At 67.8% G+C, this 13,529-nt stretch carries 13 protein-coding genes; 11 read left to right on the top strand and 2 right to left on the bottom strand.

Translation table 11 applies throughout. The features are described 5' to 3' along the window. Window positions 1-20: 20 nt before the first annotated feature. From H587_RS0109885 to H587_RS0109900, 4 genes are read left to right on the top strand one after another with little or no spacing between them, the layout of a single operon-like run. A complete protein-coding gene (locus H587_RS0109885; RefSeq protein WP_027176134.1) occupies window positions 21-1,082 on the top strand; it encodes a nucleotidyltransferase family protein in 1,062 nt (353 codons plus the stop codon). Further along, the gene (locus H587_RS0109890; RefSeq protein ID WP_027176135.1) at window positions 1,083-1,991 is read left to right on the top strand and encodes a Gfo/Idh/MocA family protein; all 909 of its coding nucleotides are present in this window, start codon (window positions 1,083-1,085) and stop codon (window positions 1,989-1,991) included. Then, window positions 1,988-2,686 carry an acylneuraminate cytidylyltransferase family protein gene (locus tag H587_RS0109895; protein ID WP_034609046.1) on the top strand — a complete coding sequence of 233 codons (699 nt, stop codon included), beginning with the start codon at window positions 1,988-1,990 and terminating at the stop codon, window positions 2,684-2,686. Before H587_RS0109890 ends, H587_RS0109895 begins: the two co-directional genes overlap by 4 nt. After that, on the top strand, window positions 2,683-3,486 hold the full coding sequence (locus H587_RS0109900) for an SDR family oxidoreductase (RefSeq protein WP_027176137.1): 804 nt from the start codon (window positions 2,683-2,685) through the stop codon (window positions 3,484-3,486). Before H587_RS0109895 ends, H587_RS0109900 begins: the two co-directional genes overlap by 4 nt. A gap of 3 nt (window positions 3,487-3,489) precedes the next feature. On the opposite strand, the gene H587_RS18105 is transcribed toward H587_RS0109900, so the two are convergent. Both H587_RS18105 and H587_RS20255 read right to left on the bottom strand, forming a co-directional pair. After that, on the bottom strand, window positions 3,490-4,542 hold the full coding sequence (locus H587_RS18105; RefSeq protein WP_034609135.1) for a glycosyltransferase family 9 protein: 1,053 nt from the start codon (window positions 4,540-4,542) through the stop codon (window positions 3,490-3,492). Between the two features lie 39 nt (window positions 4,543-4,581). Then, on the bottom strand, window positions 4,582-6,075 hold the full coding sequence (locus tag H587_RS20255) for a bifunctional glycosyltransferase/class I SAM-dependent methyltransferase (protein ID WP_084630581.1): 1,494 nt from the start codon (window positions 6,073-6,075) through the stop codon (window positions 4,582-4,584). A gap of 440 nt (window positions 6,076-6,515) precedes the next feature. Between H587_RS20255 and H587_RS0109915 the strand changes: the two genes are divergently transcribed. From H587_RS0109915 to H587_RS18120, 7 genes are all read left to right on the top strand, one after another. Beyond that, window positions 6,516-7,673, top strand: a complete 1,158-nt coding sequence (locus H587_RS0109915) for a LegC family aminotransferase (protein ID WP_156904512.1) — start codon at window positions 6,516-6,518, stop codon at window positions 7,671-7,673. After that, on the top strand, window positions 7,670-8,680 hold the full coding sequence (gene neuB, locus H587_RS0109920; RefSeq protein ID WP_027176139.1) for an N-acetylneuraminate synthase: 1,011 nt from the start codon (window positions 7,670-7,672) through the stop codon (window positions 8,678-8,680). Before H587_RS0109915 ends, neuB begins: the two co-directional genes overlap by 4 nt. Beyond that, on the top strand, window positions 8,677-9,837 hold the full coding sequence (gene neuC, locus H587_RS18115) for a UDP-N-acetylglucosamine 2-epimerase (RefSeq protein ID WP_034609049.1): 1,161 nt from the start codon (window positions 8,677-8,679) through the stop codon (window positions 9,835-9,837). Before neuB ends, neuC begins: the two co-directional genes overlap by 4 nt. 282 nt (window positions 9,838-10,119) lie before the next feature. Beyond that, a complete protein-coding gene (locus H587_RS0109930; protein ID WP_027176140.1) occupies window positions 10,120-10,926 on the top strand; it encodes an ABC transporter ATP-binding protein in 807 nt (268 codons plus the stop codon). After that, window positions 10,920-11,642 carry an ABC transporter ATP-binding protein gene (locus tag H587_RS0109935; protein WP_027176141.1) on the top strand — a complete coding sequence of 241 codons (723 nt, stop codon included), beginning with the start codon at window positions 10,920-10,922 and terminating at the stop codon, window positions 11,640-11,642. The genes H587_RS0109930 and H587_RS0109935 overlap by 7 nt, the downstream gene beginning before the upstream one ends. A 1-nt stretch (window position 11,643) precedes the next feature. Beyond that, a complete protein-coding gene (locus tag H587_RS0109940; RefSeq protein WP_027176142.1) occupies window positions 11,644-12,540 on the top strand; it encodes a branched-chain amino acid ABC transporter permease in 897 nt (298 codons plus the stop codon). Further along, the gene (locus H587_RS18120) at window positions 12,540-13,529 is read left to right on the top strand and encodes a branched-chain amino acid ABC transporter permease (protein WP_051202630.1); all 990 of its coding nucleotides are present in this window, start codon (window positions 12,540-12,542) and stop codon (window positions 13,527-13,529) included. Before H587_RS0109940 ends, H587_RS18120 begins: the two co-directional genes overlap by 1 nt.

Below are 13,529 nucleotides of genomic sequence, written 5' to 3' on the forward strand. Positions count from 1 at the left end.
CCGCCGGAGCGGACCCGCATATGAAGGATTGGAAAAAGGCCCTGGTACGCGTCACCGGCACGATGCGGGACGCCGTGCAGGCGCTCAACGACGGCAGCGTGCGCATGGCCCTGGCCGTGGACGCCGAAGGCCGCCTCCGGGGCGTGATCACGGACGGCGACATCCGGCGCGGCCTGCTGGTCGGGAAGACGCTGGAAAGCCCGTTGCTGGACGTGCTCGTCACCGATTTCCGGGCGGCCCGCCCCGGCGACGGCGACGCGGCGATTCTCGCCGTCATGCGTGAGCTGGACATCCACCAGATGCCCGTGCTGGACGCCGAGGGCCGGGTCATCGGCCTGAAGGTGCTCGGCGAACTATCCGCGCCGTTGCCGCGCGACAACTGGGTGGTGCTCATGGCCGGAGGCCTGGGCACACGGCTGCGCCCCCTCACCGAAGACTGTCCCAAGCCCCTGCTGCCCGTGGGCGGGCGGCCGCTGCTGGAAACCATCATGCAGCAGTTCATCCAGCACGGTTTCCACAATTTCTTCATCTCCGTGAACTACCGCGCCGACATGGTCGAGGAGCATTTCGGCGACGGCACCCGGTTGGGCGTGAGCATCGAGTACCTGCGCGAACGGGAGCCCCTGGGCACCGCCGGAGCCCTGGGCCTCCTGCCCCGGAAGCCGGACGCCCCGGTCTTCGTCATGAACGGCGACCTACTCACCCGGGTGGACTTCCCCGGCATGCTCGACTTTCACCTGACCCAAGGGGCGCACGCCACCATGGCCGTGCGCGGCTTCGACATCCAGGTGCCCTACGGCGTGGTGGACGTGCGCGAAAACAGCATCGTGGGCCTGGAAGAAAAGCCGGTGCAGAAATTCTTCGTCAACGCGGGCATCTACGTCCTGGGTTCCGAGGCCGTGGCGGAGATCGCCCCGGACGCCTACCTGGACATGCCCTCGCTGTTCTCCCGGCTCATGGAGCAGGGCAGCCCAACGGCCGCCTTCCCCATCCACGAGTATTGGATGGACATCGGCCGCAGACAGGATTTCGAGCAGGCCAACTGCGACTTCGCCCTGCACTTCCAACGCCAGGAGCGCTAGATGCGGGTTCTGGTCGTCGGCTTCGGCTCCATCGGCGGACGCCACGCCCGCCTGCTGGCCGGACTGGGCCACGAGGTGGCCTGCCTGACCCGCAACCCGGACTGCCCGCACCCGGTCTTCGCCTCGGCCGAGGCGGCCCAGGCGGCGTTCCGGCCCGAGGCGGCGGTGGTGGCCACGGCCACGGCCGACCACCAGAGCGCCCTGGAAAACCTGGCGCGGGCGGGATTCCGGGGCCGCGTGTTGGTCGAGAAGCCGCTCTTTCATCGAGCCGACTTGGAGATTCCCGCCGGGCCGGGACCGGTGTTCGTGGGCTACAACCTGCGCTTCCACCCCCTGGTTCCCAGGCTGCGGGAACTGCTCCGCGACCGCCGCATTCTTTCCATCCAGGCCTATGTGGGGCAGCACCTTTCCCTCTGGCGGCCGGGCCGGGACTTCCGGCAATGCTATTCCGCGCACCGGGACCAGGGAGGCGGCGTTCTGCGCGACCTGTCCCACGAGCTGGACCTCGTGCAGCTCCTGGCCGGGCCCTGGTCGCGGGTGGCGGCGGTGCTCGGAACCTTCGGCGACCTGGGTATCGAGTCCGAGGACACGGCCTGCCTGCTTCTGGAAGCTGCGGGCTGCCCCGCCGCCACCATCCAGCTCAACTACCTGGACCCCCGAGGACGGCGGGAGCTTCTGGTCCTGGCCCAGGGCTTGAGCCTCAAGGCCGACTTCGTGGCCGGGATCCTGGAGACGCCCGAGGGCGTCGAGCGTTTCGCTGCCGAGCGGGACACGACGTATCTGGCCCAGGCCCGGGCCTTTGTCGGGGACTGCGCCGGGCTCTGCACCCTGGGCGAGGCCGGACAAACCTTGGCGCTCATCGACGCCGCGGAACAGGCCGCCCGGGACGGGCGGTGGGTGTGTGCATGACACCGAAAATCTGGGGATTCATTTTCGCCCGGGGCGGGTCCAAGGGCCTGCCGGGCAAGAACATCCGGCCCCTGGACGGCGTCCCCCTGCTGGGCTACGCCGTGCGCGCCGCCCACGACAGCGGCTGCGTCGAGCGGGTCATCGTCTCCACCGACGATCCGGCCATCGCCGAGGCGGCCCGCGCCTGCGGGGCCGAGGTTCCCTTTCTGCGCCCGGCCGAGCTGGCCCGTGACGACTCGCCCGAGTGGCTGGCCTGGCGGCACGCCGTGGACGCCCTGGACTACTTCGACGTCTTCGTCTCCCTGCCCGCCACGGCCCCGCTGCGCATCGGCGCGGACGTGAAGGCCTGCGTTGAGACCTATCTCCGGGGCGACTGCGACATGGTGGTCACCGTGCGGGCGGCGGAACGCCATCCCTCGTTCAACATGGTCCGGCTGGACGAGGACGGCTACGCCTCGCTGCTCATGCCCCTGGGCGACGTGGCCCGGCGGCAGGACGCCCCGGCGGCCTTCGACATGACCACCGTGGCCTACGTCACCTCGCCGCGTTTCATCCGTGAGCATTCCGGCCTGTTCCAGGGCCGGGTGCGGGTGGTGGAGGTTCCGGCCGAGCGGGCCGTGGACATCGACACGGAGCTGGATTTCGCCTTCGCGGAATTTCTCATGCGGCGCCGCAACCAAGGAAAGAAGCCATGAAGAGCATTCGGGAACTCATGGATTTGAGCGGCCGCGCGGCCCTGGTCACCGGCGGGGCCGGGCACATCGGCCGGGCCTGCTGCGAAGCCCTGGCCGAGATGGGCTGCGCCGTGGCCGTCATCGACCTGGACCAGGACAGCTGTCGCGAAACGGCCGATGATCTGGCGCGGCGCTTCGAAGTGTCCACCCTGCCCCTGGCCCTGGACTTGGCCGACGAGAAGGCCGTGGTCGCCGCGCCGGATCGCGTCGCCGACGCCCTGGGTTCCCTGGGCATCCTGGTGAACTGCGCGGCCTTCGTGGGCACTTCCAAACTTCAGGGTTGGGGAGTGCCTTTCGAGCAACAGCGCCTGGACACCTGGCGCGCGGCCCTGGAGGTCAACCTCACCGCTCCCTTCGCCCTGATCCAGGCCGCGGCCCGGTATCTGCGCGCCTCGGGGCACGGCTCGGTGGTCAACGTGGGCTCGACCTACGGCGTGGTGGGCCCGGACTGGAGCCTCTACGAGGGCACGTCCATGAGCAACCCGGCGGCCTACGCCGCCAGCAAGGGTGGCCTGATCCAGCTCACGCGCTGGCTGGCCACCACCTTGGCCCCGGACGTGCGCGTGAACAGCCTCTGCCCGGGCGGCGTCTTCCGCAACCAGCCGGAATGCTTCGTGCGCCGCTACGAGGCCCGCACCCCGGCGGGGCGCATGGCCACGGAAGAGGACATGAAGGGTACGTTGCTGTATCTGGCCGGGGATCTCTCCCGCTACGTCACGGGACAAAACATCATGGTGGACGGCGGCTGGACCGCCTGGTGAGGGCTAGGCCGGAGGCTCCTCCGGCAACTGGGCCAGAAGCTGGGGCAGGACGAGCTCGGGCGTGAGTTCGTTGAGACACTGCATCGTGCCCTTGGGGCAGACGTCCTTGTTGCAGCGGGAGCAGTCCAGGGTCAGGGCCGCGAAGTTCTGGTCCGGGCCCGGGTAGGTCCAGGACGGACCGTAGTTGGCCCCGATGAAGGTGAACGTGGGCGTACCCACGGCCAGGGCCAAGTGCCTGGGCGCGGAGCAGTTGCCCAGGTGAAGCACGGCGCGGGACTGGATCGCGGCCACCCGGTCCAGGGGCAGGATCTCCGGCAGGAGCAAACAGCGGTCCCGGCGACCGCATGCGTCGTACACCTCGCGCACCTGTCCTTCCTCGCCCGGCCCATGCAGGAGCAGGAAGCGCAGCTCCGGCCGCTTCTCGGCCAGCAATTCAAACAGCCGGGCATAGTGCCGCGCGGGCCAGCGCCGGGTCACGGCCTTGTGCGTGGTGTCCACGGTCACCAGCTTCTCCCCGTCCCGCAGCCCCTGTTCGCGCAGCCAGGCGTCGGCCCAGGCGCGTTTCTCCTCCGGCACATGCACGTAGGGCCGTTCGCCCTTCCACTCCAACCCCAGCGGGCTCAGGGCGCAGGCCTTCACCTTGGCGGCGTAGCCTCCGAAGATCGGCGCGGTGTGGGTGTAGAGGAAGCTGTTGTACCACTTGGGCGTATGGGCCAGACGGTAGCGGGCGCCGGAGAAGAAGGTCACGGTCTTGCAGCGCGGCAGCTGCTGGCAGTTGACCACCAGGTCGTAGCTCCGTCGGCGCATGTTCAGGTAGAACGCCAGGGCGCCCCAGGGTGACAGGGACTTGTCCACGACCCAAAGCCGAGAGATGTCCGGGTTGTCCTTGAGCACGTCCGCGCACTTGGCCTCGGTGAAGAAGTCGATCTCCACCGCCGGATAGCGGTCCTTGAGCATGCGGATGAGCGGCGTGGCCAAGATCACGTCGCCGATCTGGCGCTGCTGGCAGATGAGGGCCCGCCTGGGGGTGAAATCCTGGGGTATGGGCTTGGTCATGGCGTCGTCCTGGAAGGTTTGTTTCCTCATCGGCCCAGGTCAGGCGTCCTTCCCGGGACACGTCATTCTCGTATGTGCGCCGTCCAGCAAGTCGTCGATGGTCGGCAGAGGCCGGGCCTCCACATAGAGCTGATAGGAGAAGAGCGGCAGCCGGAGCCTGATGAACAGGCTGTTGAGCCGTAGGAGCAGGCGGCTTGTTGCGTTATCGCCGATGGCCTTGGGGTAGGGGGCCGGGATGCCCCGCACCGCTTCCACCGAGTAGCCCCGCTGCTGCAGCATCGTCTTGAGCGACGCCAGGGTGAAGAGCCGGGTATGGGTGAAGTCCAGAATGCCCACTTTCCCGTAGTTGAAGGATCCGAGGAGCATGCGCAGTCGGATGATGAAGAAGGCCACGTTGGGAACGGTGATGATGATGCGCGGCTTCTCCATGCCGTGCAACGAGGATCTGAGGTCGTCGAAGAACTTTTCCGGCGATGCGAGATGCTCCACGACGTCCAGCAGAAGGATGCAGTCGTAGGACGTCGCCGGCAGGGGGAGCGGGGTCGCATTGAGGTCGGCCCGCCGCAGGGTGATCCCCTCCTCGTCGCGGTCGTTGATGGTGCTGTCCAGGCCGGTCACGCGGCAGCCTTTTTTCGCCAGTTCGCGGGCGATCAGTCCCTGGCCGCAGCCGATGTCCAGGACCGTGCTGTCCGACGGCACGGCTTCCAGGGCCATGGTGTGCGAGGACGGGTAGCTGAGCTTGAGGGAGTAGTCCGGCTCCGAGACGATTTCGTACTTCCGGTCATAGGCGATGGACGCCTGGTGCAGCTTGCTGGAGAGCGTCGTCAGGACCACGTCGAGGGCGTATTTCATCCCGTTGACGTGGCAGACCTCATCCCCATAATGCGTGGGGATCGGAAGTTCGGCGATGCGCAGGCCCTTGAGCAATAGCTGGATGATGATCTCCGTGTCGAAGTGGAAGTCGTTGGAATTGCGTTCGAAGGGGATGGAGGCCAGGGCCTTCGTGGAATAGATGCGAAATCCCGTGTGAAATTCGCTGAAGCCGGTCTTGAGCAGCCAGTTCTGGAGCTTCGTGAGGATGATGTTGCCGAGGAACTTGTACAGGGGCATGCCGCCGCGCAAGGCGTCCTTGCGTTTGAGCATGCGCGATCCGAGCACCGCGTCGGCCTCTCCTGCGAAGATCGGCTTGGACAGGTCTTCCACGAATTCCGGCGGATACTGGCCGTCGCCGTGGATCAGGGCGACCACGTCATAGTCGTTGCGCAGGGCGTAGGTGTAGCCGATCTTCTGGTTGCCGCCGTAGCCGACGTTCATGCAGTTCCGCAGCACTTCCAGGCGTATTCCGGGATGGGTCCGCTTGTATTCCAAGCCCACCCGAAAGGTCTCGTCCTGCGAGGCGTCGTCGATCACCAGGATCCCGCAGCCGCCTTCCAGAAGGGAGGCGGGGATGCGGTCCAAGACAGGCGCCAGCGTCTTTTCGGCGTTATACGCCACGATGAAGACGAGGAGCTTATCTAAATGACGGTCACTCACTGCGGGTCTCCTTGCGAGCCGGAATTCTGTTGCGTGGCGGTCATGAAAAGCGGTAGCCCGTGAAGTGGCCTGGGAAGCGCGGGTTGTGCCAGTTGATGGATGGGCCAGCGCGCCGCGTGCCCCGTGTCGGCCGAGGCCTTGACCGCCTTGGCTTCCGTCCGGCTGGAACGGGGCCTAAGCAAAGCGTTATGGGCGAAATAGCGAAGCGTGGACTTGCTAGCATGTTTGCCTTGGCAAGACAACAACGCCTGAGCCTGGGCTCTTCGCGGTCGCTTGGGAGTGGAGCCCTTCCTCCTGGTTCTTTGCCTTTTGACCGTGCGGGTGGTACATGGCGATGCGGGATGGCGGCGCGGCTGTTCCGGCCGTCTCCCCGGTTTTCATCCCTTCAACCTCGGCCGACGCGGGACCGCGCGGCGCACCACCTGGACACGATGACCGACATGCTGGATCGCTTCGCCGCTCTGGTCCGCCGATTCTACTCCGAGCCGAAAGGCCCCATCCCCCTGCACGCCCCGGTCTTCGCGGGCAAGGAAAAGGAATACCTCTGCCGTTGCGTGGACACGACCTTCGTCTCCAGCGTGGGTGAATACGTGACCCGCTTCGAGGACATGCTCCGCGAATTCTCCGGAGCGGCCGCCGCCGTGGCCGTGGTCAACGGCACCTGCGGCCTGACCGCCGCCCTGGGGCTGGTCGGCGTGCGGCCCGGCGAGGTCGTGCTGACCCAGGCCCTGACCTTCGTGGCCACGGCCAACGCCGTGCGCCACGCCGGAGCGGAGCCGGTCTTCCTGGATTCGGACCCGGACACCCTCGGCATGTCCCCGGACGCCCTGCGCGCCTTTCTGGACGCCAAGGCCGAGAGCGGCCCGGACGGCCCCCGTCTGCGGGCGGACGGCAGGCGCATCGCGGCCTGTCTGCCCATGCACGTCCTGGGACACGCCTGCCGCATCCGCGAGATCGCGGCTCTCTGCCAGGAGTGGCGCATCCCCCTGGTGGAGGACGCGGCCGAGGCCCTGGGATCGACCCTGGATGGCCGCCACCTGGGCCTTTTCGGCCGCATCGGGGTCTTGAGCTTCAACGGCAACAAGACCGTGACCACGGGCGGCGGCGGCATGCTGCTCACCAACGACCCTGAACTCGGGGCCCGGGCCAAGCGCCTGACCGCCACGGCCAAGCGGCCGCACCCCTGGGAATTCTTCCACGACGAGACGGCCTGGAATTACCGCATGCCGAACGTCAACGCCGCCCTGGGCTGCGCCCAGATGGAGCGCATCGAGGACATCCTCGCGGACAAACGGGACGTGGCCGCGGCCTACCGGGAGTTTTTCGCGAACGAGGCGGATATGGAGTTCGTGGACCAGCCCGAGGGCTGTCGTTCGAACTTCTGGCTCTGCTCGGTGCGCGCCGGAAGCCGGGCCGCCCGCGACGCCATGCTGGAGTGGACCAACGCCCACGGGATCGCCACCCGCCCGCTGTGGCGGCTCATGACCGATCTGCCCATGTACGCGGGCAACGCGGGAGACGACCTGGACGCGGCCCGCGAGGCCGTGGAGCGCGTGGTCAGTCTGCCCAGCGGCCCGCGTTGGGGGAAACGCCCGTGAGCCGTGTGCTGATCATCGCCGAGGCCGGGGTGAACCACAACGGCGATCTGGCCCTGGCCTTGAAGCTGGTGGATGCGGCCGCCGACGCGGGGGCCGACGCGGTCAAGTTTCAGACCTTCAAGGCCGAGCGACTGGTCACGCCCGACGCGGACAAGGCGGCCTACCAGAAGGAGGCCACCGGCGCGGCCGAGTCGCAGTTCGTCATGCTCAAGCGGCTGGAGCTGGACGCGGCGGCTCACGAAACGCTCCTGGCCCGCTGCCGGGAGCGCGGCATCGCGTTTCTCTCCACGCCCTTCGACGAACAGAGCGCGGACATGCTCGTGGGCATGGGCCTCGCGATCATCAAGATCCCCTCGGGCGAGATCACCAACCTGCCCTATCTGCGGCACGTGGGCGCGCTCGGCAGGCGCATCGTGCTCTCCACGGGCATGTGCGCGCTGGACGAGGTGGCTGACGCGCTGCGGGTGCTTGAGACCGCCGGGACGCCTGCCCGGAACGTGACGCTTCTGCACTGCAACACCCAGTATCCGACCCCTGACGCCGACGCCAACTTGCGGGCCATCCGCACACTGGCCGAGGCCTTCCCCGCCTGCGCGACGGGCTATTCCGACCACACCCTGGGCATCGCCTGCCCCATCGCCGCCGTGGCCCTTGGCGCGACGGTCGTCGAGAAGCATTTCACCCTGGATCGCCGAATGGAGGGGCCGGACCATGCGGCCTCCCTGGAGCCCGGGGAACTGGCGGCCATGGTGGCGGCCGTGCGCACGGTGGAGGCTGCCCTGGGGCACGGCCGCAAGGAGCCCAGCTCCTCGGAGCGCGAGAACATCCTGGTGGCCCGGCGCTACCTGGTGGCCGCCCGGAACATCGCCGAGGGCGAAGTCTATTCCCCGGAGAACGTGGCCGCGCGGCGCACGGGCTCCGGCGGGGTGAGCCCCATGCGTTGGGAAGAGATCATGGGACGGCGCGCGCCGCGAGCCTTCGCCGCGGGGGAGAAGATCGAGCCATGAGGATCGCGGTCTTCACCGGCACCCGCGCCGAATACGGTCTGCTGCGCCCCGTGCTGGAACGGCTGCGCGACGCTCCGGACGCGGAACTCCTTTTGCTCGTCTCCGGCAGCCACCTTTCGGCCCGCCATGGGCATACCGTGGACGAGATCCGGGGGCACGGCTTCGAGCCGGACGCGGAAATCACCCTGGATCTGGACGACGACTCGCCCCAGGGCGTGGCCCGGGCGGCCGCTCAGGCCCTGGCCGGGTGCGCCGAGGCCCTGGCACGACTCAAGCCGGACCGGCTCCTGATCCTTGGCGACCGCTACGAGGCCCTGGCCTGCGCCGTGGCCGCGTCCCTGTGCCGCGTGCCCATCGCCCACATCCACGGCGGCGAGGTGACCCGGGGCGCGGTGGACGATCAGTTCCGCCATGCCCTGGCCAAGCTCGCCGCGCTGCACTTCACGGCCTGCGAGGAGTACCGCCGCCGGGTGATCCAGATGGGTGAGCGGCCGGAAGCGGTCTTCAACGTCGGCTCGCTGGGGGTGGAGAACGCCCTGACCCTGTCTCTGCCGGGACGCGCGGAGTTGGAGGCTGAACTGCAGTTTTGCCTGGGGCCGGAGTTCGTCCTGGTCACGTTTCATCCCGTGACCCTGGACGCCGACCCGGCGGAACAGGCCCGGAGCTTCTTCGCGGGCCTCGCCCTGATGCTGGACGAACGGCCGGAACTGCGGGCCGTGATCACCGGGGCCAACGCGGACGCCGGGGGCGGGGCCGTGGACGCCCTGACCCATGAACTGGTCGGACGTTTCCCCGGCCGCATCCTGGCCCGGCCCTCCCTGGGGCAGGTGCGCTACCTCTCGGCCATGAAGCACTGCCGTTGTGTGGCGGGCAACTCCTCCTCCGGGGTCATCGAGGCCCCGAGCTTCGGCGTACCCACGGTGAACGTGGGCAGCCGCCAGGACGGCCGCGTGCGCGCCGCCTCGGTGCTGGACTGCCCGGCCGAGGCCGAAGCCGTGGCCCTGGCGCTGCGCCGGGCCCTCTCCGGCGAGGGCGCGGCCCTGGCCCGGAGCGCGACGAATCCCCTCCAGAAGGACGGCACGAGCCGCCGCATCGTGGATCTGCTTATCTCCTGGCGCGGGGGGCTGGAAAAGGTCTTTCACGACATCCTCGCCTGATCGCGTTCCACCTTCGGAGCTCGTCGCCGGACTCGGACGGCGTGTTTCCCTGTCCTTCCCTCTTGGCCTTTGGGTGGCGCATCGTTCCAGCAATCCTTTCATCATGCGACGGCCCACGGCTTACCATCAAAATGATCATATTTTGACAAAAAAGTAATTACTCGCCATTTTTGCATTGGGACAATAAGCCGTAAAAGACGAATTTTGGCATGGACCAAGTTGACAGCCCCAGGCGTGTGGTATACCAGCAAATCAACGCTGACACGCCAACAAGGATCACGGATGACCACGGCCCGGGAAACGTTGCTCCACGCCGACAACGTGAGCAAGAAGTTCGGGGGCATTCTCGCCCTCTCGGAATACTCGCTGACCCTGCGCAGGGGCGACCTTGCGGGCCTCATCGGCCCCAACGGCGCGGGCAAGACCACGGCCTTCAACGTCCTCTCCGGAGTGCTGGCCCCCAGCGGCGGGACGCTCACCTTCGACGGCCGGGACATCACCGGCTTCGACGCCTGTCGCAGCGCCCGCGCGGGCATCGCGCGCACCTTCCAGAACATCCGCCTGTTCCAGGATCTGACCGTGCTGGACAACATCCTGGTGGGCTTCCATCAGCGCATGGGCCGGGGTTTCTTCGCCACTCTGCTGCATCTGCCGAGTTTCCGTCGGGCCGAGGCCGGGATGGAGCGCCGCGCCAGGGAACTGGCCGACCTCCTGGGCTTGGCCGACCTCTTGGGCCAGACCGCCGGGGCGCTGCCCTACGGCGACCAGCGGCGGCTGGAGATCGCCCGGGCCCTGGCCACGGAGCCCAAGCTCCTCCTCCTGGACGAGCCCGCCGCCGGCATGAATCCTCAGGAAACCCGCGAACTCGCCGACACCATCCGCCGCATCCACAAGGAATTCCAGCTCACCGTCTTTCTCGTCGAGCACGACATGCATTTCGTCATGGATATCTGCGAACACCTGCAGGTCATCAACTACGGCCGTCTGCTGGCCGAGGGCGATCCGGCGGAGGTGCGCGCCAACCCCGAAGTCGTCGCGGCCTATCTCGGCTCCTCGGAGAACAAGAAGGATTGGGGGGCGGCATGCTGACGATCCGCCACCTCGACGTGTTCCGGGGACGCACCCACGTTCTGCGCGACGTGAGCCTGGAGGTCGGCCGCGGCGAGATCGTGGCCCTCATCGGAGCCAACGGCGCGGGCAAGACCACGACCTTGCGGACCATCTCCGGGCTGCTCCCGGCCCGCAACGGTGAAATTTCCTTCGCCCCCCGCGAGGGCGGCGACGTGCTCGACCTGACCAGCACGCCGGCCGAGGCCATCGTGGCGGCGGGGATCTGCCACTGCCCCGAAGGCCGGGGCGTGTTCTCCCGCCTGAGCGTGCATGAGAACCTGCTCATGGGCGCTTATCTGCGCGATGACCGCCAGGACATCCGCCGCGACATGGAGCAGGTCTGCGCCATGTTCCCCATCCTGGCCGCGCGCCGGAACCAGCCCGCGGGCAATCTCTCCGGCGGTGAACAGATGATGCTGGCCATCGGCCGGGCCCTCATGGGGCGGCCCCGGCTGCTCATCCTGGATGAACCCTCGCTGGGGCTGGCCCCCCTGGTGGTCGAGGCCATCTTCCAGCTCCTGGCGCGCATCAACCGCGAGGGCGTGACCATCCTTCTGGTGGAGCAGAACGCCGTGGTGGCCCTTGAGCTGGCGCACCGGGCCTACGTGCTGGAAAACGGCCGCGTGGTCATGAGCGGGGAGAGCGCCGCCCTGGCCGGGGACGACAATATCCGCAAGGCCTATCTGGGGGGCTGACATGGACGGGGCCTATCTCGCGCAACAGATCCTCAACGGACTCATCCTGGGCTCCATGTACGCGCTGGTGGCCGTGGGCTTCTCCATGATCTACGGGATCATCAACCTGATCAACTTCGCCCACGGCGACATCGTCATGATCGGGGCCTTCAGCACCCTGGCGCTCCTGGTCGTCCTCGGCCTGCCGTTGTGGGTCGTGGCCCCGGGCGTGGTGGGCGTGGGCGCGCTCTGCGGCCTGGTCATCGAGCGCGCGGCCTTCCGGCCCATGCGCGGCGCGCCGCAGGTCACGGGCTTCATCGCCTCGCTGGGCGTCTCGATCATGATCCAGAACCTGGGCATCCTGACCGTCACGGCCCAGCCGCGCAACTTCACCTTCCCGGATTACATGCTGGCAGCGGTCTCCGTGTTCGGCTTCGAGATCCAGATGGTCAACGTCTGCATCATGCTCGCCGCGCCGCTGCTGGTCGTCGGCCTGCTCTTCGTCGTCCACCGGACGCGCCTGGGCACGGCCATGCGGGCCACGGCCGAGAACCTCGACGTGGCCCGGCTCATGGGCGTGAACATCAACCGCACCATCGCGGCCACCTTCGCCCTGGGCTCGGCCCTGGCGGGAGCCGCGGGCCTCATGTGGGGCGGCAAGTTCGGCCAGATCGACCCGCTCATGGGCTTTCTCCCCGGGCTCAAGGCCTTCGTGGCGGCGGTCATCGGCGGGGTGGGATCCATCCCCGGAGCCATCCTGGGAGGCTATGTCCTGGGGTTGGCCGAGGTGCTCTTCGTGGGCCTCCTGCCTCCGGTCTACTCCTCCTACCGCGACGCCTTCGTCTTCGGCCTGCTCATCCTCATTCTCCTGGTCCTGCCCAACGGCATCCTGGGAAAAAGCACCGAGGAGCGCGCCTGATGACCGCCGAGAGAAAACGCCTCCTCTTCCTGGCTCTGGCCGGGCTCGGGCTGACCGTTCTCATGCAGGCCGTCTTCGACGACTATCTGCGGACCATGGCCTGCTTCGTGGGCATCTTCATCATCCTGGCCGTGAGCCTGAACTTCACCAACGGCTTCGCCGGGCTGTTCTCCCTGGGCCATCCGGCCTTCATGGCCATCGGCGGCTATGTGGCCGCGCTGCTGACCTTCAATCCGGAAATGAAGCCGCTCTTCCTGCCCGATCTGCCGGAATGGCTCATGGCCCTGCATCTGCCGTTCCTGCCCGCGCTCCTGGCGGGCGGGGCGGCGGCGGCCCTGACCGCCCTGCCGGTGGGCGCGGCGGTGCTGCGCCTGCGCGGGCACTACCTGGCCGTGGCCACCATGGGCTTTTTGATCATCGTGCAGGTGCTCATCACCAACATGGAGCCCTATACGCGCGGCCCCCTGGGGCTCAACGGCCTGGATACGCTCACCGACCTCTGGTGGGTCTACGGCTCGGTGCTGGTCACGGTCTACGCCTGCTGGAAGATCAAGTTCTCCTCCTACGGCCGCATGCTCCAGAGCGTGCGCGAGAACGAGCTGGCCGCCGCCTGTCTGGGGGTGAACCTGTTCCACGCCCGCCTGGCGGCCCTGGTGATCGGGGCCTTCTTCGCCGGGGTGGCCGGAGGGCTCTGGGGCCACCTCGTCACGGCCCTGACCCCGGTGTCCTTCTCCCTGGTGCTGGCCTTCAGCATCGTGGTCATGGTCGTGGTCGGCGGCACGGGCTCCATCACGGGCTCGATCATCGGCGCGGTCATCTTCAGCTGCATCACCGAATTCTTCCGGCCCCTGGAGGAGAACTACTCCGTCTACGGGGTGGGCGAAATCCTCATGGCCCTGATCCTCATCCTCATCCTGGTCTACCGCCCCCAGGGCATTTTCGGCTCCCGGGAGCCCGACTGGCTGACACCCAAAACCAACCGTTGCTGA

It is taken from the genome of Desulfovibrio aminophilus DSM 12254 (assembly GCF_000422565.1).
Classification (GTDB): domain Bacteria; phylum Desulfobacterota; class Desulfovibrionia; order Desulfovibrionales; family Desulfovibrionaceae; genus Aminidesulfovibrio; species Aminidesulfovibrio aminophilus.